This is a genomic window from Demequina zhanjiangensis, from assembly GCF_030418315.1.
Classification (GTDB): domain Bacteria; phylum Actinomycetota; class Actinomycetes; order Actinomycetales; family Demequinaceae; genus Demequina; species Demequina zhanjiangensis.
This window is the reverse complement of record NZ_JAUHPV010000001.1, coordinates 211,888-236,057: the sequence shown is the minus strand read 5'-3', so window position 1 is coordinate 236,057 and position 24,170 is coordinate 211,888. Positions and strand designations below refer to the sequence as shown.

Below are 24,170 nucleotides of genomic sequence, written 5' to 3'. Positions count from 1 at the left end.
GCCCCGGGGATCGCTCCCCGGGGCCCCGTCCGCGTCAGATCAGGCGACGCCGAACTTCTCCGCGGTCTCCCTGATCGAGCGTGCGGAGGCCTCGAGCCCGGCGCGCTCCGCATCGTCCATGGGCACCGACGCGTGGTGCTCGATGCCGTTGCGGCCGATCACGGCGGGCAGCGACATGCAGACCTCGCCCACGCCCGGGTAGTCGATGAGGGTGGACACGGGCATGATGCGACGCTGGTCGCCGAGCACCGCCTCGACGATGCGAGCACCGGCGGCGCCCACGGCGTAGTTCGTCGCGCCCTTGCCCTCGATGATCGTGTACGCGGAGCGCATCACGTCGTGGTGGATACGCTCGCGCGCCTCAGGGGTCATCACGATCTCGCCATCGCGACCCGTCCACTCCGTGAGGAGCTGGCCGCCGATGGTGGCGGAGGACCACAGCGCGACCTCGGAGTCCCCGTGCTCTCCCGCGATGTACGCGTGCACGTTGCCCACCGCCACGTCGCACTCGTGCGCGATCTGGTGGCGCAGGCGAGACGTGTCGAGCGCCGTGCCGGAGCCGAACATCTGCGCGGGGTCCATGCCCGACTTCTTGAGCGCCGCGAACGTGACGACGTCCACCGGGTTGGTCACGAGGATGTAGATCGCGTCGGGCGCGGCCTTCAACAGCGGCGGCAGCACCTTGTCCATGAGCGAGATCGTGGCGCCCGCGAGCTCCATGCGGGACTGGCCGGGCTGCTGCTTGGCGCCCGCCGTGATGACGACCACGTCGGACCCCTCGACGACCTCCACCTCGTTCGAGCCGAGCACCGTCGCCTCGGGCATGAACTGGATGCCCTGGGCGAGGTCGAGCGCCTCAGCCTCGACCTTGGCCTTGTTGATGTCGTAGAGCGCGACGGTGCGGGCGAAACCTCGCATCAGCCCTGCGTAGGCGAGGGTTGAGCCCACCGCTCCCGCTCCGACGATCGAGACCTTGGACGTCTTGGATTCCATCATTCCTCCGCAGATTCGGCGTCTGCGACGAGCCTACCGGTCGCCCGGGCCCTAGGTCCCGCGCGCCGGCCGGCACGAGGGCACGCCGCTAGAGCTTGTCGAGCGCGTTGAACCGGAGCACGAGGCGCTTCACCTCGGAGCCGAAGTCGACCTTCACCACGGCGTTGCGGCCGACACCCTCGGTGCCGACGACCTTGCCCATGCCGAACTTGTCGTGGATCACACGGTCGCCGACCTCGAAGCCGATGTCGCCGGAGCCCGAGCCGGGCGGGCTGGGCGGGACACGACGCGTGGTGACCGCGCCTGCGCGCGAGTAGGAGTTGCCGTCCTCGCGGTCCTGGCTGCCGCCGTAGCCCATGCCCGACCACGAGCCCGAGCGGGACGACTTGCGGTCGGAGCGCGCCCGGAGCGACGCCATGGACGCCTCAGACCTCTTCCACTCCATGAGCTCCGCGGGGATCTCCTCGACGAACCGGGAGGCACCGAAGTACTGCGGAGCGCCCCAGCTCGAGCGCACCTCGGCGCGCGTGAGATAGAGGCGCTGGCGGGCTCGGGTCAGGCCCACATACGCGAGCCTGCGCTCCTCCTCCATGTCCTTCAGGTTCCCCGACTCGATCGACCGCATGTGCGGGAAGGTGCCGTCCTCCATGCCTGTCAGGAAGACGACCGGGAACTCGAGGCCCTTCGCGGTGTGGAGCGTCATGAGCGTGACCACTCCGCCGGTGCCCTCGGCGTCAGGAAGCTGGTCGGCGTCGGCGACGAGCGCGACCTTCTCGAGGAAGTCGGTGAGCGTGCCCTCCGGGTTCTCCTCGGAGAACTCTCGGCCGACGGCCACGAGCTCCATGATGTTCTCGATGCGGCTCTGGTCCTGCGGGTCGTCGGAGGCCCGCAGGGTGGTCAGCATCCCGCTGCGGTCGGCGATCGCATCGAGCGCTCCCGCGGGGCCGTTGTCCTCCGCAAGCGAGCGCAGGTCGTCCATCATCGCGACGAAGTCGTTGATCGCGTTCAGCGACCGCGTCGCGAGGCCTGCCTGGTCGGCCTTGCGCAGCGCGGCGCCGAAGCTGGTCGGCGCGACCGCGTTGGCGCGCTGGAGGGTGGCGATCGAGTCGACCGCCGCGTCGCCGATGCCTCGCTTGGGGGTGTTGATGATCCGACGCGTCGCGATGTCGTCGTCCTCGTTCACCACCGCCGCCAGGTAGGCGAGCATGTCCTTGATCTCCTTGCGCTCGTAGAAGCGCGTGCCACCGATCACCTTGTAGGGGATGTCGGCGCGCATGAAGCGCTCCTCGAGCGCGCGGGACTGCGCGTTCGCGCGGTACATGATCGCCACGTCCGACGGCTGGACCTCGTCCTCGCGCATGAGACGCGTGATCTCGCCGGCCACGAACTGCGCCTCGTCCTGCTCGGAGTCCGCGGAGAAGCCGATGATCTTCGCGCCCTCGCCTGCATCGGTCCACAGGTTCTTGGGGCGTCGGCCCTCGTTGTTGGCGATGACCGAGTTGGCCGCGGAGAGGATGGTCTGCGTGGAGCGGTAGTTCTGCTCGAGGTGCACGATGTGCGCCTGCGGGTAGTCCTTCTCGAACTCCAGGATGTTGCGGATCGTGGCGCCGCGGAACGCGTAGATGGACTGGTCGGCGTCACCGACGACGGTGAGCTCGCCGCTCTCCCCGACGAGCTCTCGGACCAGCACGTACTGCGCGTGGTTGGTGTCCTGGTACTCGTCCACGAGCACGTGGCGGAACCGCGCCCTGTACTCGCCGGCGATCTCCGGGTGGTCCTGCATGAGGTGGACGGTCTTCACGATGATGTCGTCGAAGTCGACGGCGTGGGCCGCCTCGAGGCGGCGCTGATAGGGACCGTAGGCGGTCGCCGCGGCGTGGTCGATGCTGAAGCGGCTCACGCCCTCGGCGGCCGCGAGCGCCTGCTCCGGTGAGACGAGCTCGTCCTTGAACGTGCCGATCCGACCCAGGATCGCCTTGGGCGTGAACTTCTTGGGGTCGAGGTCCAGCTCCTTCATGACGAGCTTCATGAGGTTGACCGAGTCGGCGGTGTCGTAGATCGAGAACGACGACCGCAGGCCCGCGGCCTCATGGTGCTGGCGGAGGATCCGCACGCACGCGGAGTGGAAGGTGGACACCCACATGTGGCGCGCCTCGGGACCGACGAGCGCGGCCACGCGCTCCCGCATCTCGCCTGCGGCCTTGTTGGTGAAGGTGATCGCGAGGATCTGGTGCGGACGCGCACGACCCGACTCGAGCAGGTGCGCGATGCGGTGCGTGAGGACGCGGGTCTTGCCCGAGCCCGCGCCCGCGATGATCAGAAGCGCGTGACCTTCGTGAAGGACGGCTTCCGCCTGGGGCGGGTTGAGCCCCTCGACGAGCGGCGACGGGGCTGACTCGGCAGGAGGCGGAGTCGGCTCGGCGGGGTCTGTGAGATCGAAGAGCGCATCCATGACCGGGCCAGTCTAGGTGCAGCGACCGACGCTCGGGACCGGCCACGGCGGTCCGGCCGCGGGGCTCACGCGCGGGCCGTCAGAGCAGCGGATCGTCGGGCAGCCTGCTCGAGGAGGAACGCTCGTAGTGCTGGATCGTGACGACCCTGTTCCGCCCCTTCTCCTTGGCCTGGTAGAGCGCGTCGTCCGCGGCCGCGAGACAGTCGTGGGGGGTGCGCGCGGGGCGCGCGCGGGCGGCACCGATGGACACGGTGACGGAGGTCTCCTTGCCTGCGCACCCGAACCAGGTGTTCTCGATCCGGCGGCGGACCCGCTCGAGGAGACCCTCGAGCTCCGAAGGGAGGATGCGCGCGATGACGACGACGAACTCGTCGCCGCCCCACCGGCTCACGACGTCGAGGTCCCGGAACGAGTCGGCGAGCACGTCGGCGACGGAGGCGATGGCGGCGTCACCGCAGTCGTGGCCGAAGGCGTCGTTGACGTCCTTGAAGTTGTCGAGGTCGAGCACGGCGATCGCGTAGTCGTACCTCTCGTCGCGCTCGAGCTCGGTGAGGCGTTCGATCACCGGGCGACGGTTGACGAGTCCGGTGAGAGGGTCGGTGGTCGCCTGCATCTCGCCGTAGCGCGCTGAGCCCTCGAGGATGTGCCGTGCGGCGGCGAAGCGCAGCTGCAGGACGAGCACGGTCACGAGCACGGCGGACACGGTCAGGAGGTTGTTCGCGACCGAGATGCGGTTGAGGCGCTCGTCCGAGAGCGCCGGCTCCAGGAAGCCGTCGACGCCGACGAACTGGAGCAGCACGAAGATCCCGGAGATGACCAGCGTGAGCGCGAGCCTGAGACCACGCGTGGCGCCGAACATGAGCACGAAGACCGACAGGCCGACGGCGAACAGCTGCAGATCGAAGGACGCGGCCCCCGAGTAGGCGAGGTCGAGGGTGACGACGCCGATCACGTTGATCACGACGACGGCGACTCCGCCGTAGGGGAGGGGAAGCCTGAACGTGGCCACGAGGGCGGCGACCAGCAGCACCGCTGCGCAGGAGAGCACGGCGACGACGGCGTCGGCGCCGGTGGCGATCCCCAGGATCACGGCGGCAAGCGCGGTGAGGATCGAGTAGACGATGTAGCCGCGCGCGAACAGGAGGGTCCTGTGGCTGTCGAGCCGCTCGAGCGAGCGCGCCTGCGCGGGAGAGAGCGCGACGGGCTCGTGCGCGCCGTCGCGGCGACGGTCCAGCGCACGCCACGAGCGCAGCTCGGGGAAGGGGCGACTCTCCATCACACCAAGGTATGGCCGGTGGACGCAAGGGGGTAGGCCTGTTCTGAGCCGGATGTCCGGCTTGCCCATCGGTGCACGTTACCAATATTGCGAATGTCAGTGAGAAGCATCGACGAACGCCTCTCCCTCGAGCACGACCACGCGATCGCGGCCCGACTCCTTCGCCCGATACAGCGCCTTGTCGGCGGCCGTGATCACCTCGTCAGGCGTCTGACCAGGCACGCAGATCGCAGCCCCGATCGACACTGTCGCGACCATCTGCCGCCCCTCGCACGCGCGCTCGGCGCCCCGGACCTCGCGCCTCAGACGCTCGAGCACCTCCGAGGCATCCTCGCGCCGCAGCCCGGGCATGAGCACCAGGAACTCGTCACCGCCCCAACGGCTCACCAGGTCCGACTCGCGGAACACCCGCCGCATGGTCTCCGCCACGTCCCGAATCAGCGCATCGCCGCAGTCGTGTCCCAGATCGTCGTTGACCGCCTTGAACTGATCCACATCCACGAGCGCGACCGTGTAGCCGCCCTCGCCTCCCTCGAACCACTCGGTGAGCCGATCCATCACCGGACGACGGTTGCTGAGCCCCGTCATCTCGTCGGTCGTCGCGCGCAGTTCCGCGAATCGCGCGACCCCCAGCAGGGTCTGCCGGCTCGCCGCGAAGCGGTACTGCATGAGCGCCACATCCGTGGCGACATGCACCGCCATGCCAAGACGCACGAAGGTCTGCGCCGGCTCCACCGAGTCAGGATCCAGGGGGAACAGCACATCGTCCGGGGAGATGCCGAACTCGACGTACAGGAACGCCGCAAGCCCGAACATGCCCGTGACGAGCCTCGCGCCATCCTGCTCCGGGCCCAGGAACACGAACGTGGAGAACAGCAGCCCGATGATCAGCAGGTGCACCTGCGCGTCGAGGAAGACCGCCTGGGCGTACCCGACGACCGCCAGCGTGCCCACGAGGAACACCCCGACGCTCGCAAGGAGGTAGCGGCCGCGCACCGCGGCAACGGTGAGCGCGACGTTGGCCGCGAGCAGCGCGATCGTCCCCGCGACGAGCTCTCCACGTCCCGGACCGTCGCGAAGATGCGTCACGAACACGAGGATCGTGAGCGTCGCCAGCACCACCGAGACCATGTACGTGACGATGACTCGACCCAGCACCGCGGCGACGGCAGCCTGGCGCCGCGTCGCCTGTTCGGGAGACAGCGGCACAGGCGGCGCCACACGCCGCCTCAGACCACCACGCATCGCGTCACTCCCTCAGCCGGGGCGTCCGCAATGGGCGCCCTCTCGTCACATCATCGTCCGCACGAGGGAAAATGCGAACCGATGAGACAGGGATCACTCAGACGATGCGCCGCTGCGCCGCCCAATGCGCGAGCTCATGCCTGCTCGTGAGCTGAAGCTTGTGCAACACCTTGCCCACATGCGTCTCGACCGTCTTGATGGAGATGAACAGCTTCTCCCCCACCTCGCGGTAGGTGTAGCCGCGCGCGATCAGCCGCATCACCTCCTGCTCACGCGCGGTGAGCTTGTCGAGGTCCTCGTCGGCCTGCGCGACCTCGCCTCCCGCGGCGTTGAACGCGTCGAGCACGAAGCCGGCGAGACGAGGAGAGAACACGGCATCACCTGTCGCGACCCGACGCACCGCGTCGGACAGTTCCGGACCCGAGATCGACTTGGTCACGTAGCCGCGAGCGCCCGCCCGGACCACCGCCACGACGTCCTCGGCCGCGTCGGACACGGACAGCGCGAGCACGCGTGGCGGCACCTCATCGGCGAGGACCTCCGCGAGCACGTCGAGCGCGCCGCCTCCCGTCCCTCCCGGAAGATGCACATCCAGGATCACCACCTGCGGGCGGTGCTCGCGGATCGCCGCGATGGCGGACTCGACGTCGCGCCCCTCGCCCACCACCTCGATGTCGGGGTCGAGCGACTCTCGCACGCCCACACGGATCACGTCATGGTCGTCCACGATGACGACTGTGGTCTGGCTCATCTCTCCTCCTGGCGCGGGATGGTGATCGTGACCTCGGTGCGTCCACCCGGCGTGGACGCGATGCTCGCGTCACCACCATGCCGACGCGAGCGGCCGAGGATCGAGTTCCGGATTCCGGCACGGTCCTCCGGGACGGCCGACGGGTCGAAGCCGGGTCCGGAGTCGCGCACGAACAGCTCGTAGCGGTCCGCCGTCAGCTCGGCGTACACGCTGATCGGCTCGCTTCCATGGCGGGCGGCGTTCTGCGCCGCCTCCTTCGCCGCGTCCACGCCCGCACGCATCGCGTCAGTGGTGGGGGCATCGCCCACGCTCACCACGTCGATCGCCACGCCGTACGCGTCCTCCACCTCGGAGACCGCCCGCTGCAGAGCCGTGGCGACGGAGTCCGCCTCGCTCCGTCGATCCTGGTAGAGATAGCTGCGAAGGTCGCGCTCCTGCGCCCTCGCAAGGCGGGCCACCGCGTCCGGGTCGTCGGCCTTCGCGCGGATCAGCGTGAGCGTCTGCAGCACGGAGTCGTGAAGGTGGGCGGCGATCTCCGCGCGCTCGAACTCGCGGACACGTCGCTCCCTCTCCACCCCCACCTGCCGGATCAGCCGAAGCCACCATGGCGCCAGGACGAGCGCGAGCGCCACGACCGCGACCACCGGCACCACGACCGCACGGAGGATCGGATCATCAGTGAAGTGCTGCTGGGAGAACCACACGAGCGTGAGGATCGCCAGCACGATCCCCAGCACCACGCGGGCCCACGCGTCGCGCGAGAACAGGGCCACCACATCGGGCCTGCGCGCGTCGGACTGCACCGCGCTCTCCAGCGGGCTCCACACCAGCACGAGCGCCGCGGAGAACGCGAAGGCCGGCACCAGCCACGACGCTGCGCCTACGATGCCCCACCGCCGCGCGAGCATCGTCAGCGACATCGCGAGGAGCAGACCACCGAGCGTCACGAGCCACCAGCGCGATTGCGGCGCGCGGCGACGCAAAGGGGTGGCGAGGCGCTGATCGGTCACCCGACCATCGTGGCAGAGGGCACCCCGACGCGTCGTCCCTCCTGAGACGGAGGCGACGGCGCCTCACGGCGCCCATGAATCAGGGGACGAGTCAGGGGGATACCCAATAGCGGCGCACACGACCGCAGCGGGACGATGGATGCAGGACATCGACCCGAGGAGAAGCCATGACCCAGCCACAGGAGCAGCCGGCCCACGAGGCCGCGTTCTTCGCCACGATCAGGTCCTGGGGCCTCATGCGCGGTGACAACGGCCTCGTCGGCGGCGTCATCGAAGGCGTCGGCGAGCGCATCGGCCTCGCCCGGGTGCCCGCTCGACTCCTGTTCCTCCTGATCGCGATCTTCACGAGCGGCCTCGCCGCCCTCGCCTACGCCGCCGGGTGGGGCCTCCTGCCCGACAGGCGCGGAAACATCATCATCCAGAACTTCGGACGCGGCGTCACCAATGTGGGCGCGCTCCTGGGCATCGCGCTTCTCACCCTGATCGGCCTCGGCGGGTTCTCCGACGGCGTCAGCACCCTCGCGCCATGGAACTGGGCCGGAGGGTGGCCGTGGGAGCAGGGTTGGGGATTCCGCAACACCATCGCGCTCGTGTGGTGGTTCGTCGTCGCGGGTGGGATCGCGTGGCTCGTGATCCACCTCATCCAGAAGAACCGCGCCGACGGCTCCGGCCAGGCGGTCCCGCCCGCCCCCGGCGCACCGACCCCTCCCGTCGGCAGCACGACCACCACCCCGGCCGCCCCTCCCGTCTACGCCGCGCTGCCCGGCGAGGCCGGCCCTGGAGCACCCGGCTGGAACGCCGCTGCAGCGACCCCGCCCGCCTCGCAGACCATGCCGCAGGCGCAGCCCCAGGCGGACGCCCACGACCCGGCCGCCCAGGCCTCGGCCCAGGCGCAGGCCGCCGCGCAGCAGCAGGCCTGGCAGGCCCAGCAGCAGGCGCAGCAGCGCGCATGGGAGGCCGAGCAGCGCGCCCGTGCGGCAGCGGCCAACCGTCCGCCCCGCGTGCCCGGCCCTGGCGCTGCCGGCTACCTCACCGCGCTCGCCTGGTTCATCCTGTCCGGCGTCGGAGTGTGGGTCGCGGCCCGGAACGACGTGCTGGCCGTGCACCCGCTCGTCGCCTGGCCCGTCGCCGTGCTGATCGGCTGGGGCGCGATCCTCATCGTGGTCAGCCTGCTCGGCCGACGCCTCGGCTTCCTCGGCTTCCTCACAGTCGCGAGCATCCTGCCAGCCCTGATCATCGGCGCCGGCGCGGACGACCTGCGCGACGCATGGCACGAGACCGGCGCCGCTCTCCCTGCGGGACCCGATGGCGATGAGGTCGCCCAGTCCGTCGAGGACTGGATCCGCGAGAACATCGACCCCGAGTTCACCTTCGAGGACGGAAGCGGTAGCGACGTGGTCGAGTCCGACGGGATCGCGGAGGCCGACGACAACACGGTCACCGACCCCGCGAGCTTCTTCGCCGACTACGCGACGGTGCAGCTGCGCGGCTCGTGCTACACGGACGAGGCGGCGGACTGGCCCACGGCCGACGAGACGCTCGCCTTCAGCGCGATCCCCTCCGACCAGCGCATCGTCGTCACCGCGGAGACGACCTCGCTCACCGTCCCCGCAGGCACCCACCTCACGGTCGAGGCCGACGGGGACGCCTGGGCCACCGTCGCATGGCTCGACCGCGGGCTCGCCTGCGACTTCCTCGCCGGCGACACCACCTACGTGGACCTCGTCGCCGACCCCGACGCACCGACCGTCACCCTCGTCGTCGAGGACGACGCCTACGCCAACACCATCCTCATCCGAGAGACGCCCGTCGTGGCGTCGCCCACCACGGAGGTCCAGGAATGAGCACCACGCTTGCACGCCGCAGCCCCGCCCAGCGACTGGGATGGGCGACCGTCGGCGCCGCCTCGTCCACCGTCGGAGTGCTGGTCGCGTACCGGCTGTCCGGCTACGAGATCGACCTCGAGCTGATCGCGATCATCGCCCTCGCGGCGCTCGGCGTGTGGTTCCTCATCACCGCCGCACTCGCGGGTCGACGCGAGCGGACCGTCGGCATGACGCCCGCCGGCGAGAGCGCCACCACCCCCGTCGAGACGTCGGACTCGGGACCTCGTCAGGGCTGACCACTCCACGACCCGGGTGGCGGTCGTCTCGGCATAGGGTGTCGGGATGACCGCCACGCTCGACGACCTCCTCGCCGCCTTGCGCGCCGGAGAGATGATCCCCTTCAGCTCCGACCTCCAGGCCGTGATGAGCCAGACCAGCCAGGCTGCGCTCCGCCTCACCGGACGCCTCAACTCCGGCTATCACGAGCCGGCCGACGTGCGCGCGATCCTGAGCGAGCTGTTCCACTACGACGTGGACGAGAGCGTCACACTTCTGCCGCCGTTCCACACCGAGTTCGGTCCGAACACGCGGATCGGCAAGCGAGTGTTCCTCAACATCGGTTGCACGTTCCAGGACCAGGGCGGCGTCACCATCGGCGACGACTCCTTCCTGGGCCACCACGTCACCATCGTCACCCAGAACCACGACCTCGCGCCCGAGCGTCGCGGGGACCTCTACCCCGCCCCCGTGACTCTCGGCAAGGGCGTCTGGGTCGGCTCGAACGCCACGATCCTGCCCGGCGTCACCGTGGGCGACCACGCCGTCATCGGCGCCGCCTCCGTCGTCACGAAGGACGTCCCTGCGCGCACCATCGTCGCCGGATCCCCCGCTCGCGTCATCCGCAGCATCGACGACTGACGGGCACACACTGCAGACGCAGAAGGGGCGCCGCCTGCTGGATCCCCAGCGGACGGCGCCCCTTCGAAGCGTCTACTCCCACTCGATGGTGCCCGGCGGCTTGCTCGTCACGTCGAGCACCACACGGTTGACCTCCGCCACCTCGTTGGTGATGCGGTTGGAGATGTGCGCGAGCACCTCGTAGGGCACCCGGCTCCAGTCGGCGGTCATCGCGTCCTCGGAGGACACGGGACGCAGGACGATCGGGTGGCCGTAGGTGCGACCATCGCCCTGGACACCGACCGAGCGGACGTCGGCGAGCAGGACCACCGGGCACTGCCAGATGTCACCGTCCAGGTCCGCCTTGGTGAGCTCCTCGCGGGCGATCGCGTCCGCAGCACGGAGGATCTCCAGGCGCTCCCACGTCACCTCGCCGATGATGCGGATGCCCAGCCCGGGGCCGGGGAACGGCTGACGGCCGACGATCTCCTCGGGGATGCCGAGCTCGCGTCCCACCGCGCGGACCTCGTCCTTGAACAGGGTGCGCAGCGGCTCGACGAGCGAGAACTGCAGGTCATCCGGAAGCCCGCCCACGTTGTGGTGGCTCTTGATGTTCGCCGCACCCTCGCCACCGCCCGACTCGACGACGTCCGGGTACAGCGTGCCCTGGACGAGGAACTCGACGTCCTCGCCGTGAGCCCCGGCCTCCTCGACGACCTGGCGGGCCGAGTCCTCGAACACGCGGATGAACTCGCGGCCGATGATCTTGCGCTTCGTCTCCGGGTCGCTCACTCCCGCGAGCGCGCTCAGGAACCGCTCCTTCTCGTCGCGGATGATGAGGCGCACACCCGTGGAGGCGACGAAGTCCTTCTCGATCTGCTCCACCTCGCCCGCACGCATCAGGCCGTGGTCCACGTGGATGCACGTGAGCTGGTCGCCCACAGCCTTCTGGACGATCGCGGCGGCGACGGCGGAGTCGACTCCGCCCGACAGCGCGCAGATGACCCGCTTGTCGCCCACCTGGGCACGGATGCGCTCGACCTGCTCGTCGATCACGTTCTCGCTGGTCCAGTCGGGCTGGAGCCCCGCGACGCGGTAGAGGAAGTTCTCGATCGCCGCCTGGCCCAGCGGCGAGTGCTTCACCTCGGGGTGCCACTGGACGCCGCACAGCTGCGCGTCGAGGTTCTCGAACGCGGCGACCGGCGCGCCTTCCGTGGTGGCGAGCACTGTGAAGCCCTCGGGAGCCTCGTGCACCGAGTCGCCGTGGCTCATCCAGACCTCCTGGGTCTGGGGGCTGCCGGACAGGGCCGCGCCTGCGTCGGACACGTGGGCCTGGGTGCGGCCGTACTCGCGCAGACCGGTCTTGGCGACGGTGCCGCCGAGCGCCTTCGCCATGACCTGGAAGCCGTAGCAGATCCCCATCACGGGGACGCCGGCGGCGAACAGCGCCGCCTCGTCGTCAAGGTGGGGAGCGCCGTCCTCGTAGACGGACGACGGTCCACCCGAGAGGATGACCGCGGCCGGGTCCTTCTCAAGCATCCGCGCGACCGACATGGTGTGCGGCACGATCTCGGAGTACACGCTCGCCTCGCGGACCCGACGCGCGATCAGCTGCGCGTACTGCGCGCCGAAGTCGACGACGAGGACCGGGCGGTGCTGGGTGGTCTCGTTCACGGGTTCACACTACCGGCGACCTCGCGCGCGATGCGGCGCTCGGCGAAGAACGACAGCAGCGGCACGACGCCTCCCGCAGCCATGTAGATCAGGCGGCCCAGGCCCCAACGCATCCGCGACCACAGCATGACCACAGTGATCAGGTAGGCCACATAGATCCAACCGTGGATGATCGCGACGCCTGAGAAGAACGAGTCGACGGGGCCGTCGGTCAGGTCGATGAACGGCAGATACCTCAGCAGACCCACGAACACCGTAATCAGGAACACGCCCGTGATGATCGCCATCGCGCGGTAACGCGTCAGCGCCCCCGCGAGCTTCGGGTCGCGGGCGCCGTCCGACGCTGCGGTGGTCTCAGGCTCGGCGGCCGGGTCTGTCACTGGTCCTCCTGGGGTCGGGGATCCGCGTCCCCGTCGGGACGCACGCGCCCATTGTCACGCATCCACCGCACGGCGACGAACGCGGCGAAGGCGCCGAAGATCCACCACTCGATCGCATACGCGGCGTTGCGGATGTTCGTCTCCTGCGTCGGCTCGAGCGGCTCGAGCGGGCTCCAGCCCTCGACTGCGTCGTAGGACACGAGCACCGCCGAGTACAGCGGCGGCTCCCACGACTGCGCAAGGCCCGAGGTCGACGCCGCGCCCACGGCCGTCGCATCGACGTCCGAACCGGTCGGAGCAGGCACCGCGGCCTCCGAGGCCCGCAGATACCCCTCCAACGTCACAGGGCCCTCCGGCACGTCCACGGCAGGGGTCGCGTCGGCCGGGGCCCACCCGGCGATCACCGCGAGCGTCGCCGCCTGGCCGGTGCCCGTCGCGTCGGCGTCGACGGTGAAGGCGCGCACCAGCAGCTGCGCGTCCTGACCCTCCACCTCGCGACCCGTGACGACGAACACCTCCGCGTCGGCCCACTCCCCGTCCACGATCACCTGACGCCCGATCTCAGGTCCCGACGGGTCGCCCGGGGACACCACCTCCGCGAGCGGCACCGCCGCCTCCGGGTAGACGGTGCGTCCGGTCTCGTGCGCGCGGGTCCACTGCCACCAGCCGAGCGAGCCCGTCACCGCGATCGCGGCCAGCATGATGACGGTCGCCAGCATCAGGGCGCCCCAGCGAAGGCGCCCGCGCGTCCCGCTCACGCGTCCGTGCCGCTCGGCCGCGCCGCGGCCCGCGTCGCCCGCAGATGCGCCTGCAGCGCGCGATCCGCGTCGGAGCCCGGCGCAAGATCGTGGATCGAGCGCACGCACACCTGGTTGCGTCCGCCCGCCTTCGCCTCGTACAGCGCGTCGTCGGCGCGCTTGATGACCCGGTGGCTCATCTCGTCCTCGAGCCCGTCGGCGAGGCCGATCGAGATCTGCACCTCATGCGAATGGCCGGTGCACGGCACCACGTGGTCGGCGACGATCCGGCGGATCCGCTCCATCATCACCTGCGCGTCGTCCACCGCCACGCCAGGCATGACGAACAGGAACTCCTCGCCACCCCAGCGGCCGATCGTGTCGGTGACCCGCAGCTCCTGACGCAGGCGTCGCCCAACCGTCGCGAGCACACGGTCACCGCACTGGTGGCCGTACGTGTCGTTCAGCTTCTTGAAGTGGTCCAGGTCCGCGATCGCCAGGCAGAACGCACCCGACCCCTGACGCGACAGGTCCTCGAGCACGTCCAGCACAGGCCGCCGGTTGGGCAGGCCCGTCAGGGTGTCGGTGTTCGCCAGATACTCCGCGCGGGCAGTCGCCTCCACCGCCTGCTTCCAGGCCTGGGTCGCGCGCGCATGCGCCGTCATCGCGAAGGCGGTCGTCACCAGGGCCGTCAGCACCGCGTTCAGCGTGAACATCACCGACAGCGACTGCTCCGACACCTGCACGATCGCGCTCGAGCTCGGCAGCAGGAACTGACAGACCACGAACACGATCGCGGCCCCCGCGCCGAACAGCCACCGCAGCACGCGCTGCGCGTCCGTGAAGACGAGGATCGCGAGCGCACCGCCGGAGATCAGGTACAGGTGCACCCCTGACTGCCAGCCCAGATACCGCGTCGACACGACGATCTGCAGGATCATGAGGGTGAGCACCAGCAACGCGCCCTGGAGCTGGAGCCCACGACGCACCAGCACCACGCCGGCGAGCAGCGCGACCATGCACAGCAGATCGACCGCGATCAGACCCGCGAGCGCCTCGCGGTCGTACACCAGGAACACCGCCGAGTAGCCCGCGGAGAGCGCGGCGACCAGCACCATGACGGCCTGGATCGTGCGCGAGGGTGCGCCAAGGTAGCTGTCACGCAGGTTGACGGCGCCGCTGATCGGCGCGGCCTCAGCGCTCATGCGGATCCGGCTCCTTGCTCGCGGGGACGGCGGGGCCGACCACCCCGTGCGGCCCCCACCCTATGTCCACGCGCATCCCCAGCGCTAGGCGTCGGCGTCGGTGCCTCGCGGACGTGCGCGCTCGCGAAGCACGACGCCCCGCACGTTGTTGCGGCCGTCGCGCTTCGCCTCGTAGAGCTGCGCGTCGGCGCGCGCGAGCACGATGTCGATCGGTGCGGGGCGCTCGACGCGCACGACCCCCGCCGAGATCGTCACCCTCTCGCTGCCGCTCTCCCCGGTGACCTCGTGGTCGATGGCGAGGCGCGCGGCCTCGAGGAGGCTGAGCGAGTCCTGCAGCCCTGTCTGCGGCATCAGCACCAGGAACTCCTCGCCTCCCCATCGCGAGATCGCGACGGTCCGAGGGAGCGAGTCGCGCAGCATGCGCGCGATGTCGGCCAGCACGTCGTCACCCGCCTGGTGACCCAGGTGGTCGTTGACCTGCTTGAAGTGGTCCACGTCGACGATCGCGAGCGAGAAGTCGCCCTCGCGCTGCACCGCCTGCAGCTCAGGCTCGATCCCGCGCCTGTTGTACAGGCCCGTCAGCGCGTCCGTGACGGCGATCTGCCGCGCCTCCTCGAGCAGCAGGGCGCTCTTTCCCCGCTCCCGCTGCAGGTACCCGTAGTTGAAGTAGCCGACCAGGAACACGAACAGCGCGGCCGCGCCCATGTTGTAGATCCCGATCGCCGACAGCCACCAGTCGGGAACATCGACGCGAGGGGCGTCGAACGCGGGCAGCGCCACCAGCAGCGCGGCCGCGGCGACGCCGAACGCCGAGGCGAGCAGCCCCCACCGCCAGCGGCTCGGCAGGAACACCACGTAGACGAGTCCGCCGAGAAGCAGGAGGTGCAGCTCGAACCGGGCCCGCTCCGAGAACAGCGCCGCAAGGTAGACGAACTGGATGATCGGCAGGCCCACACCGACGAGGGTGGCGGCGACGTGCAGTCCGCGGCCGTTGAAGAACACCGCGACCAGCAGCGCGGCGATCATCGCCACGTGCGCGATCGCGGGCCCGAGGGTCTGCGGCCATGCCGCCACGGCGATCATGATCGCGATCGGCGTGTTCGTGACGGAGGACAGCAGGAAGAAGTGGTTGGACCCCTGGACGGTGCGCACCAGGCCCTCAGGCACCTTCTCAGCGCCGCGGTCCGAGGCACGCGCGAACCACGCCCCGGCTCGCTCGAGCGCGCGAGAGCTCATCGCGCCCACCCCCAGACTCCGGCCCGACGCGTGGGCCTTGGCGAGCATGCCCAAGGGGGCATGCCTTGTCTCGGAGTGTAGGGCCGAGCTCTGACGCCACGCGACGACGCGTTGCACAACTCACATTCTCAACGGTGCGAAGCCGTACAACCTGGACGAACGGCCGCTCTCAGGACCTTGGGCCCTCAGTCGCAGACCACCACTGCCGAACACGTGCCATTCTTGAAGTCGTGTCTAGAAGCATCTACATCGCCTCCACTGAGGGCGACACAGGCAAGTCCACCATCGCCCTGGGCATCACAGCGATGCTCTCCCGCACCGTCGGGCGCGTCGGGATCTTCCGTCCCGTGGCACGCGTCGCCGACGGCTCCGACTACGTCCTCCAGCTCCTGCTCGGCCACGACGGCGTCGACCTGACGTACGAGGAGTGCGTCGGCGTCACCTACGACGACGTCCACGCCAACCCCGAGGCGGCGCTCGCCACGATCGTGCAGCGCTACCACGAGGTCGAGCGCAAGTGCGATGCCGTCGTCATCGTCGGCACCGACTACACCGACAAGTCCGCCGCAGCCGAGTTCGAGCTCAACGCCCGCATCGCGGCCAACCTGGGCGCGCCCGTCGCGCTCGTGGTGCGCGGCATGGACCGCACCCCCACCGAGATCGCGCAGACGGTCGACGGCGCCCGCAAGGAGATGGAGAACAACCACGCGCGCGTCGCGGCGGTGTTCGCCAACCGTTGCGAGCCGTCCGACGTCGAGGAGATCGCACGTCTGCTGCCCGAGGGCCTCGCCGGCGGCGCGCTCCCCGAGGAGCCGCTGCTCGTCGCCCCGTCGCTCGCGTCCCTGATCTCGGCGGTCAACGGCACCGTGATCTCCGGATCGCCCGATCTGATGTCGCGTGAGGTCTCCACGATCGTCGTGGGCGCCATGAGCCCCGAGCACCTGCTCGGCCGCCTCAAGGAGGGTGCGCTCGTCGTCACCCCCGGCGACCGCGCCGACACGCTGCTCGCGCTCCTGACCGCCCACGCGGCAGGTGGCTTCCCCGCCCTGTCGGGCGTGATCCTCAACGGCGGCTTCGAGCCCGCCGAGCCGATCCGCCGCCTCATCGACGGCCTGGGCTCGTCCCTGCCGATCGCGACCACCGAGCTCGGCACCTACGACACGGCCAGCACCTGCTGGGCGACCCGAGGCCGCCTGAACCGCGAATCGCAGCTCAAGGTGGACACCGCGCTCGCGATGTTCGACTCGCACGTGGACGCCGAGGCGCTCACCCGCCTGCTCGACGTGGCCCGCACCGACGTGGTCACGCCGCTCATGTTCGAGAACCGCCTGCTGGACCGCGCCCGCGGCTCCGTGAAGCACATCGTGCTCCCGGAGGGCAGCGACGACCGCATCCTGCGCGCCGCCTCGACCCTGCTGCGCCGCAACGTCGTCGAGCTCACCATCCTGGGCGACGAGTCTGCGATCCGCGCCCGTGGCGCCGAGCTCGGCCTCGACCTGGACAAGGCGCGCATCGTCTCGCCCCACGACGAGGAGTACGTGTCCCGCTTCTCGCAGAAGTACTACGAGCTGCGCAAGCACAAGGGCGCGACCATGGACGTCGCACGTGACCGCGTCCAGGACGTCAGCTACTTCGGCACGATGATGGTTCAGGAGGGCGACGCCGACGGCATGGTCTCCGGCGCCGCTCACACCACCGCCCACACCATCACGCCGTCGTTCCAGATCATCAAGACCATCCCCGGCACCTCGATCGTGTCGTCGGTGTTCCTCATGTGCCTCGCGGACAGGGTCCTCGTGTACGGCGACTGCGCCGTCAACCCGGACCCCACGGCTGAGGAGCTCGCGGACATCGCCATCTCGTCGGCCGCGACCGCCGAGCAGTTCGGCATCGACCCCAAGATCGCGATGCTGTCCTACTCGACCGGCGAGTCCGGCCGCGGCTCGGACGTCGACAAGGTGCGCGAGGCCACGGCGATCGTCAAGGAGCGTCGCCCCGACCTCCTGGTCGAGGGACCCATCCAGTACGACGCCGCCGTCGACCCGTCGGTCGCGGCATCCAAGGCGCCGGGCTCACCTGTGGCGGGCCAGGCGACCGTGCTGGTCTTCCCCGACCTCAACACCGGCAACAATACGTACAAGGCAGTGCAGCGCTCCGCAGGCGCCGTGGCGATCGGCCCGGTCCTGCAGGGACTGCGCAAGCCCGTCAACGACCTCTCCAGGGGCGCCCTGGTGCAGGACATCGTCAACACGGTGGCCATCACGGCCATCCAGGCACAGCAGATCGACTCGGAAGGTTGAGGCAGACAGTGGCAGTGAACTATGAGGGGATCGCCCTGGTCCTCAACTGCGGGTCCAGCTCGGTGAAGTACCAGGTGGTCGACACCACCAAGGAGGAGCCGCTGGCCTCCGGCATCGTGGAGCGCGTGACCGATCACGCGGTCGCGATCCAGGAGATCATCGCGACCCTCGGCGAGCCCGGCTCGGGCGTGGACCTCGGCGCGCTGACGGTCGTCGGCCACCGCGTGGTCCAGGGAGGCGAGGAGTTCTCCGCGCCCACCATCATCGACGACGACGTGGAGCGCGGCATCGCCAAGCTCTCCGTCCTCGCGCCGCTGCACAACCCCGGCCACGTGGCCGGCATCTCGGCGGCCCGCTCGGCCTTCCCGCAGATCCCGCACGTCGCGGTGTTCGACACGGCGTTCCACACGACGCTCCCCGAGGAGGCCTACACCTACCCTCTCGACATCCGGGTGGCCAAGGAGCACGGCATCCGCAAGTACGGGTTCCACGGCACGTCGCACGGCTACGTGTCCCGCGAGGCCGCCCGCCTCATGGGCAAGGACCCCAAGGACGTCAACATCATCACGCTGCACCTGGGCAACGGCGCCTCCGCCGACGCCGTCCAGGCCGGCCGCGCCGTCGACACGTCCATGGGCCTCACCCCGCTGGACGGCCTCATGATGGGCTCGCGCACCGGCACGATCGACCCGGCCGTCGTGTTCCACCTGCACCGTGCTGCCGGCATGTCGATCGACGAGATCGACACGCTGTTCAACAAGCAGTCGGGCCTGCTCGGCATGTGCGGCTACTCGGACCTGCGTGACGTGCACAAGGCGATCGAGGCAGGCAGCCACGAGGCTCGTCTCGCGCTCGACGTGTACACGCGTCGCATCAAGATGTACGTCGGCCAGTACCTCGCAGTCATGGGCGCCGTGGATGCGATCGTGTTCACCGCCGGCGTCGGCGAGAACGACGACATCGTCCGCCTCGAGTCGATGAAGGGCCTCGAGGGCCTCGGCATCAAGATCGACGAGGAGCGCAACGCCGGCCGCAAGAAGCAGGCCGCGCTCGTCTCCTCGGACGACTCCGCGGTGCAGATCTGGGTGGTCCCCACGAACGAGGAGCGCGAGATCGCGCTCCAGTCGATCGCGGCGGTCTCCTGACCTGACTCCGGCGCGTCCAGCGCCGCCACGAGGGCCCGCATCCCGTCAGGGGTGCGGGCCCTCGTGCGTCTCCCACCCCGCGTCCCGACACTCTGAACCAATCTGCGATGCGACACGCCAGCGTGTCGCGGGGCGATGTGGAGTGTCGCCGGGGTGTCGGCGCTGGGATTGGTTCGAAGTGTCGGGTCTGTGCCTGCAGGACGAGCACGCGCACGGCTGGCGTGGGAGCCGCGGGCGAGCGCGGGTCGCACGGGCGGAGTGCGGCTCCTCGGGCCATCTGGGACCTCGCGCCCCGACGCCCCTGCCTCGACAGCCGTAGGTTGGAGGCATGCTTGCCGCCTACGCCGCCCGATTCAGCCCCGACGACCCGGCCTCGGCCCTCGAGGTGGGCGACCGCCCCGAACCCGAGAGCCGCGACAACTGGACGACGGTCGACGTCCGTGCCGCGTCGATCAACCACCACGACCTGTGGAGCCTCAAGGGCGTCGGCCTGTCGGAGCAGCAGCTGCCGATGATCCTGGGCTGCGACGCCGCAGGCGTGGCGCCCGACGGCACCGAGGTCGTGGTGCACGGCGTGATCGGCGCCGACGGTCATGGCGTGGGACCCAGGGAGCCGCGCAGCATCCTGTCGGAGCGCTACCCCGGCACGCTCGCGGAGAAGGTGTCCGTGCCCATCGCCAACCTGATCCGCAAGCCGAAGGAGCTGAGCTTCGAGGAGGCCGCCTGCCTCCCGACCGCGTGGCTGACCGCCTACCGCATGCTGTTCCACGGCGCGGGTCTGAAGCCCGGCGACTCGGTGCTCGTGCAGGGCGTCGGTGGCGGCGTCGCGAGCGCCGCGATCATGCTGGGGGCCGCGTCGGGCCTCGAGGTCTTCGCGACCTCCCGCAGCGAGCGCAAGCGTGAGGCCGCGCTCGGGATGGGCGCCGTCGCCGCGGTGGAGCCTGGCGATCGTCTGCCGACTCGCGTCGACGCGGTGATCGAGACCGTGGGGCGCGCCACGTGGAAGCACTCGATCGCGTCCGTCAAGAACGGCGGCACGATCGCGATCGCGGGACACACGACGGGCGACCCCGAGCCCGCCCTGCTGACCCGCGTGTTCTTCCACGAGCTGCGCATCCAGGGCGTGACCATGGGCACGCGTGAGGACCTGGCAGCCCTGATGAACCTGCTCGTGCGGACAGGCCTGCGGCCCACGATCGATCAGGTGGTGCCACTGACGCAGGCCCGCGAGGCGATCGACCGGGTCGCCTCGGGCGAGCACCTGGGCAAGGTCGTCGTCTCCGTCTCCTGACGGCTCCGGCGTCAGATCCGCGACTCAGAGCGCGCGGAGCCAGTCGCGGATCATCTGCACGCCGCCCATGGTGGCGGCGTCGCCGTGATCGCGCGCCTGCTGACGCAGCTCGGTCACGGACAGGCCCCACGCGCGCAGATCCGAGGTGTGCCCTATGAGCCACTGCTCGATCGCCTCCGGATCGGCCTCGGGATGGAACTGCACTGCGAGCCATGGCCCGAGCGAGAAGGCCTGGTGCGCATTGGCGGCATTGCTCGCGAGCAGCACGGCCCCGTCGGGCAGGCCGAAGGTGTCGGCATGCCAGTGGAGCACAGGGTTGCAGTCGAGCGCCCGGAGGGCGGACGCGCGGCCCGCGTCGGTGAGGTCCACGACGCCGTAGCCGACCTCGCGGACGCCGGGTGTGACCTCGGCCCCGGCCGCGAGCGCCATGAGCTGGGCGCCCAGGCAGACGCCGATCGTCGGGAACTCGCGGCGGGCCTCCAGCAGCGCCCTGACCTCCTTGAGCACGGGGTAGGTCTCGGAATCGGGTGCGTCGATGGGACCGCCGAGCACGATGGCGATATCGGCTCGCGCGGCCTCCCCCACGTCGTCCACGCCCACGTCCAGGTAGCGGACCTCGTAGCCGTGGGCGCGAATCTCCGCCTCCCACGTGCCGAGGTGCTCAAACGCGACGAAGCGGACGACGTCGCATCTCACTTCTTGAGGCCTGCCCGCTTCGCGAGGATGCCGGAGATGACGCGCCATCCGATGAGGAACGCCGCGAGGAACAGGCCGGCGACGATGATGAACGACACCTGCACGCCCTGACCGCTCGCGAGTCGCAGCAGCATCCCGCCGACGAGGGTCGACGCCCACACGGGCACGCCTGTCGCCTTCCAGTCGCAGGGGTGCTTCCATCCGCGGGCGATCACCCAGCCGATGCCTGCACCTGCCAGGAAGGGCCATGCGGTCGTGGCGAGGCCAAGCCCGGCGTCACCGAGGATGCCCTCGTCGTGGCTCGCTCGTCCGATGGCCGAGAACACGATGATCGCGCCCGCGTCGAGCGCGGCGGCGCCGATCGCTGCCTGCCTGATGTTCACGTGACGTCCCTTCGTCGCCGACGGACATGCGGCCCTCCCCTGCCCGTCACCACCGCATCGTCCCGCACCACGGAGGCGGGACGGTCACGACACCCCGCTGTCGCTCAGCGACGCCACGGCGCGCGCGATCCTCCGCTCGCGCACCTCGGCCGACGGCGCGGTCATCAGGGGGTGGAGCATGCTGAAACGCTCCGCCCGGGAGAGAGCCTCGAAGCGAGCGCGCGCGCCAGGGACGGCGTCGAGCGCCGCGAGCAGATCGTCGGGCGTCACGGCGTCAGCCGACCCGGCATACGCACGGTCCCAGCGTCCGTCGGCCTTGGCGGCCTCCACCTGCTCGCGCCCGCTGGGCCGCATCCGACCCTCGGACTCGAGCCGAGCGATGTGCTCGACGTTGCGCGCGGACCACATGGACCGACGTCTGCGGGGCGTGAATCGCTGGAGGAAGGTGCGCTCGTCATGCGACCGTTTCTGGCCGTCGATCCAGCCGCTGCAGAGCGCCTCGTCGAGCGCCTCCGCGTACGAGAGCGAGGTGGGCTCGGTGGTGCCCTTCTTCGCGAGGACGAGCCACACCCCGTCGGACGATGCCTCGTGCTGGTCGAGCCAGTCCCGCCAGGCGCGGGCGTCGGCGACGCAGAGGAGCTCGTCGGGGCTCGGGGCTGCCATGGCGCCAGTGTAGGCAGGGCCACTGACGCGACTACCCTTGTCGGGTGGCTCATCTCCTTGGCGCAGAATCTCTGTCGATCGACTTCGGCACCGGTCCGGTCCTGAACGACGCGACGATCGGCTTGGAGGACGGCGACCGCATCGGCATCGTGGGCGCGAACGGCGCCGGCAAGTCGACGCTGATGAAGGCCCTCGCCGGCCGTCAGGAGCCGCACAGCGGCCGGGTGACGACGGCCCGCGGCACGCGCCTGGGCGTGCTCGATCAGTCCGACCGCGTGGACCCGGACCAGACGGTGCTGCACGCGATCGTCGGGGACGCCGACGAGCACGAGTGGGCGGCCGACCCGAGGATCCGCGACGTCATGTCCGGCCTGGTGCCCGACCTCGACGCCGACGCGCTCGTCGCGAGCCTGTCCGGTGGCCAGCAGCGTCGCGTCGCCCTCGCGAAGGTGCTGGTGGGCGACCACGACGTCGTCTTCCTGGACGAGCCGACGAACCACCTGGACGTGGACGGCGTGGTGTGGCTCGCGGAGCACCTGAAGCGCCGCTGGAGCGCGAACCGCGGCGCCCTCTTGGTCGTCACCCACGACCGCTGGTTCCTGGACGAGGTCACGAACCGCACCTGGGAGGTGCACGACGGCATCGTCGAGTCGTACGAGGGCGGCTACGCGGCCTACGTGCTGCAGCGTGTGGAGCGCGACCGCATCGCGGCGGCGACCGAGCAGAAGCGCCAGAACCTCATGCGCAAGGAGCTCGCCTGGCTGCGCCGCGGCGCCCCGGCCCGCACGTCCAAGCCCAAGTTCAGGATCGATGCCGCGAACGCGCTCATCGAGGATGTGCCGCCGATCCGCGACTCGATCCAGCTGCATCGCATGGCGGCGTCGCGCCTGGGCAAGGATGTGGTGAACCTGGTGCGTGCGGGCGTCACCTACGGCTCCGGCGACAGAGCCAAGGAGGTGCTGCGCGAGGTCGACTGGAACATCGGCCCAGGCGAGCGCACCGGCATCCTGGGCGAGAACGGCGCGGGCAAGTCGACGCTGCTGAAGCTGATCACGGGCGAGCTCGAGCCCACGTCGGGCCGGGTGAAGCGCGGCATGACCGTGAGGGTCGCGACGCTCAGCCAGCAGCTCGCGGAGTTGGAGGAGCATGCCGAGGAGCGGGTCTCCGCGCTCGTGAAGCAGTACTCCTCCATCACGCTGTCCGACGGCAACGAGATGAGCCCCACCCAACTGCTTGAGCGGCTGGGCTTCACCTCGGCGCAGTTGAAGACCCAGGTGAAGCGACTCTCGGGCGGCCAGCGTCGTCGCCTCCAGCTGCTCGTCGTGCTGCTGAGTGAGCCGAACGTGCTGGTGCTCGACGAGCCGACGAACGACCTGGACACCGACATGCTCGCCGCGCTCGAGGACCTGCTGGACTCGTGGCCAGGCACGCTGATCGTGGTCAGCCACGACCGCTACCTCATGGAGCGTGTCACCGACCAGCAGTTCGCGGTGCTCGACGGCGGCCTGCGCCATCTGCCCGGCGGGGTCGACGAGTACGTCTCCCTTCAGCGGGCGCGCAAGTCGGGCTCGGGCGGGGTGGGCACGTTCGGCCCCGACGCGTCGACGGGCTCCGACTCGCAGGCCGCGGCCGCGGCGGTGGTGACGAACGTGCTCGGCGGCGAGGACACGCCTGCGCCGACGCTCAGCGGCGCGGAGCTCAGGGCGCTGCAGAAGGAGCTCACGAGCGTCGAGCGCCGCATGGGCAAGATCGGCGAGCTTACCGAGGGCATCCACCACGAGATGCTGATGCACGACCAGACCGACTTCGCGGGACTCGCGAAGCTCAACAAGCGCATCGGCGAGCTCGAGGACGAGAACGCGGAGCTCGAGGAGAGGTGGCTCGAGCTGTCGGAGCGGCTGGGCTGAGGAACGCTCGCGCTTGACACGCCGGGATACGCTGAACGGCGTGAAGCTGTAGCACCCATGCACGTCCCGCGCCCGAGGCCTCTGCCCGGCGGGAACCGTCCCG

21 protein-coding genes are annotated in these 24,170 nt (G+C 70.1%); 7 read left to right on the top strand and 14 right to left on the bottom strand.

What is annotated here, in order from left to right; all coding sequences use genetic code 11:
• Positions 1-39: 39 nt before the first annotated feature.
• The 6 genes from QQX04_RS01140 to QQX04_RS01115 form a co-directional block, all read right to left on the bottom strand.
• Entirely contained in the window at positions 40-993 is a 954-nt protein-coding gene (locus tag QQX04_RS01140) for an L-lactate dehydrogenase (protein ID WP_367312893.1), read from the bottom strand.
• Positions 994-1,081: 88 nt separating this feature from the next.
• On the bottom strand, positions 1,082-3,445 hold the full coding sequence (gene pcrA / locus QQX04_RS01135) for a DNA helicase PcrA (RefSeq protein WP_301125367.1): 2,364 nt from the start codon (positions 3,443-3,445) through the stop codon (positions 1,082-1,084).
• A gap of 79 nt (positions 3,446-3,524) precedes the next feature.
• Positions 3,525-4,721, bottom strand: a complete 1,197-nt coding sequence (locus QQX04_RS01130; protein ID WP_301125365.1) for a GGDEF domain-containing protein — start codon at positions 4,719-4,721, stop codon at positions 3,525-3,527.
• Between the two features lie 96 nt (positions 4,722-4,817).
• Complete coding sequence (locus tag QQX04_RS01125; protein WP_301125363.1) at positions 4,818-5,930, bottom strand: GGDEF domain-containing protein; 1,113 nt, start codon at positions 5,928-5,930, stop codon at positions 4,818-4,820.
• Between the two features lie 133 nt (positions 5,931-6,063).
• Complete coding sequence (locus tag QQX04_RS01120) at positions 6,064-6,717, bottom strand: response regulator (protein WP_301125361.1); 654 nt, start codon at positions 6,715-6,717, stop codon at positions 6,064-6,066.
• The gene (locus QQX04_RS01115) at positions 6,714-7,727 is read right to left on the bottom strand and encodes a sensor histidine kinase (protein WP_301125359.1); all 1,014 of its coding nucleotides are present in this window, start codon (positions 7,725-7,727) and stop codon (positions 6,714-6,716) included. Before QQX04_RS01115 ends, QQX04_RS01120 begins: the two co-directional genes overlap by 4 nt.
• A gap of 167 nt (positions 7,728-7,894) precedes the next feature.
• Between QQX04_RS01115 and QQX04_RS01110 the strand changes: the two genes are divergently transcribed.
• Genes QQX04_RS01110 through QQX04_RS01100 form a run of 3 tightly spaced genes read left to right on the top strand, consistent with a single transcriptional unit; the run spans position 7,895 to position 10,471 of the window.
• Positions 7,895-9,571, top strand: coding sequence for a PspC domain-containing protein (locus QQX04_RS01110; RefSeq protein WP_301125357.1), 1,677 nt, complete (start codon positions 7,895-7,897; stop codon positions 9,569-9,571).
• Positions 9,568-9,849 carry a hypothetical protein gene (locus tag QQX04_RS01105; protein WP_301125355.1) on the top strand — a complete coding sequence of 94 codons (282 nt, stop codon included), beginning with the start codon at positions 9,568-9,570 and terminating at the stop codon, positions 9,847-9,849. Before QQX04_RS01110 ends, QQX04_RS01105 begins: the two co-directional genes overlap by 4 nt.
• Before the next feature lie 46 nt (positions 9,850-9,895).
• On the top strand, positions 9,896-10,471 hold the full coding sequence (locus QQX04_RS01100; protein WP_301125353.1) for a sugar O-acetyltransferase: 576 nt from the start codon (positions 9,896-9,898) through the stop codon (positions 10,469-10,471).
• Positions 10,472-10,543: 72 nt separating this feature from the next.
• Here QQX04_RS01100 and guaA read toward each other — a convergent pair whose 3' ends face one another.
• From guaA to QQX04_RS01075, 5 genes are all read right to left on the bottom strand, one after another.
• The gene (guaA, locus tag QQX04_RS01095) at positions 10,544-12,124 is read right to left on the bottom strand and encodes a glutamine-hydrolyzing GMP synthase (protein WP_301125351.1); all 1,581 of its coding nucleotides are present in this window, start codon (positions 12,122-12,124) and stop codon (positions 10,544-10,546) included.
• Positions 12,121-12,504 (bottom strand): DUF3817 domain-containing protein, encoded by a 384-nt coding sequence (locus QQX04_RS01090; protein WP_301125349.1) that lies wholly within the window; start codon positions 12,502-12,504, stop codon positions 12,121-12,123. The genes guaA and QQX04_RS01090 overlap by 4 nt, the downstream gene beginning before the upstream one ends.
• The gene (locus QQX04_RS01085; protein WP_301125347.1) at positions 12,501-13,223 is read right to left on the bottom strand and encodes an SURF1 family protein; all 723 of its coding nucleotides are present in this window, start codon (positions 13,221-13,223) and stop codon (positions 12,501-12,503) included. The genes QQX04_RS01090 and QQX04_RS01085 overlap by 4 nt, the downstream gene beginning before the upstream one ends.
• Positions 13,224-13,258: 35 nt before the next feature.
• Complete coding sequence (locus QQX04_RS01080) at positions 13,259-14,446, bottom strand: GGDEF domain-containing protein (RefSeq protein ID WP_301125345.1); 1,188 nt, start codon at positions 14,444-14,446, stop codon at positions 13,259-13,261.
• Between the two features lie 84 nt (positions 14,447-14,530).
• Positions 14,531-15,682: a GGDEF domain-containing protein gene (locus QQX04_RS01075; protein WP_301125343.1), complete on the bottom strand. Its 1,152-nt coding sequence runs from the start codon at positions 15,680-15,682 to the stop codon at positions 14,531-14,533.
• Between the two features lie 230 nt (positions 15,683-15,912).
• Between QQX04_RS01075 and pta the strand changes: the two genes are divergently transcribed.
• From pta to QQX04_RS01060, 3 genes are all read left to right on the top strand, one after another.
• Positions 15,913-17,982 (top strand): phosphate acetyltransferase, encoded by a 2,070-nt coding sequence (gene pta / locus QQX04_RS01070; RefSeq protein WP_301125341.1) that lies wholly within the window; start codon positions 15,913-15,915, stop codon positions 17,980-17,982.
• An 8-nt stretch (positions 17,983-17,990) separates the two neighbouring features.
• Positions 17,991-19,127, top strand: a complete 1,137-nt coding sequence (locus QQX04_RS01065; protein WP_301125339.1) for an acetate/propionate family kinase — start codon at positions 17,991-17,993, stop codon at positions 19,125-19,127.
• Positions 19,128-19,455: 328 nt separating this feature from the next.
• Complete coding sequence (locus QQX04_RS01060) at positions 19,456-20,418, top strand: zinc-binding dehydrogenase (RefSeq protein WP_301125337.1); 963 nt, start codon at positions 19,456-19,458, stop codon at positions 20,416-20,418.
• 24 nt (positions 20,419-20,442) lie between these two features.
• Here QQX04_RS01060 and QQX04_RS01055 read toward each other — a convergent pair whose 3' ends face one another.
• The 3 genes from QQX04_RS01055 to QQX04_RS01045 form a co-directional block, all read right to left on the bottom strand.
• Positions 20,443-21,114, bottom strand: a complete 672-nt coding sequence (locus tag QQX04_RS01055) for a glutamine amidotransferase-related protein (protein WP_301125335.1) — start codon at positions 21,112-21,114, stop codon at positions 20,443-20,445.
• Positions 21,111-21,497 (bottom strand): DUF3054 domain-containing protein, encoded by a 387-nt coding sequence (locus QQX04_RS01050; protein WP_301125333.1) that lies wholly within the window; start codon positions 21,495-21,497, stop codon positions 21,111-21,113. The genes QQX04_RS01055 and QQX04_RS01050 overlap by 4 nt, the downstream gene beginning before the upstream one ends.
• Positions 21,498-21,581: 84 nt before the next feature.
• Positions 21,582-22,160, bottom strand: a complete 579-nt coding sequence (locus tag QQX04_RS01045) for a YdeI/OmpD-associated family protein (protein WP_301125331.1) — start codon at positions 22,158-22,160, stop codon at positions 21,582-21,584.
• Positions 22,161-22,204: 44 nt separating this feature from the next.
• Here QQX04_RS01045 and QQX04_RS01040 point away from each other — a divergent pair, with 44 nt between their 5' ends.
• Positions 22,205-24,067, top strand: a complete 1,863-nt coding sequence (locus QQX04_RS01040) for an ABC-F family ATP-binding cassette domain-containing protein (protein ID WP_301125330.1) — start codon at positions 22,205-22,207, stop codon at positions 24,065-24,067.
• Positions 24,068-24,170: the final 103 nt, after the last annotated feature.

Bases quoted from the DNA above. Each gene is read 5' to 3' on its own strand.
- QQX04_RS01140 (WP_367312893.1), bottom strand. From the start codon at position 993: ATGGAATCCAAGACGTCCAAGGTCTCGATCGTCGGAGCGGGAGCGGTG.
- pcrA (WP_301125367.1), bottom strand. From the start codon at position 3,445: ATGGATGCGCTCTTCGATCTCACAGACCCCGCCGAGCCGACTCCGCCT.
- QQX04_RS01130 (WP_301125365.1), bottom strand. From the start codon at position 4,721: ATGGAGAGTCGCCCCTTCCCCGAGCTGCGCTCGTGGCGTGCGCTGGAC.
- QQX04_RS01120 (WP_301125361.1), bottom strand. From the start codon at position 6,717: ATGAGCCAGACCACAGTCGTCATCGTGGACGACCATGACGTGATCCGT.
- QQX04_RS01110 (WP_301125357.1), top strand. From the start codon at position 7,895: ATGACCCAGCCACAGGAGCAGCCGGCCCACGAGGCCGCGTTCTTCGCC.
- QQX04_RS01105 (WP_301125355.1), top strand. From the start codon at position 9,568: ATGAGCACCACGCTTGCACGCCGCAGCCCCGCCCAGCGACTGGGATGG.
- QQX04_RS01100 (WP_301125353.1), top strand. From the start codon at position 9,896: ATGACCGCCACGCTCGACGACCTCCTCGCCGCCTTGCGCGCCGGAGAG.
- QQX04_RS01085 (WP_301125347.1), bottom strand. From the start codon at position 13,223: ATGCTGGCGACCGTCATCATGCTGGCCGCGATCGCGGTGACGGGCTCG.
- QQX04_RS01080 (WP_301125345.1), bottom strand. From the start codon at position 14,446: ATGAGCGCTGAGGCCGCGCCGATCAGCGGCGCCGTCAACCTGCGTGAC.
- QQX04_RS01075 (WP_301125343.1), bottom strand. From the start codon at position 15,682: ATGAGCTCTCGCGCGCTCGAGCGAGCCGGGGCGTGGTTCGCGCGTGCC.
- QQX04_RS01060 (WP_301125337.1), top strand. From the start codon at position 19,456: ATGCTTGCCGCCTACGCCGCCCGATTCAGCCCCGACGACCCGGCCTCG.
- QQX04_RS01045 (WP_301125331.1), bottom strand. From the start codon at position 22,160: ATGGCAGCCCCGAGCCCCGACGAGCTCCTCTGCGTCGCCGACGCCCGC.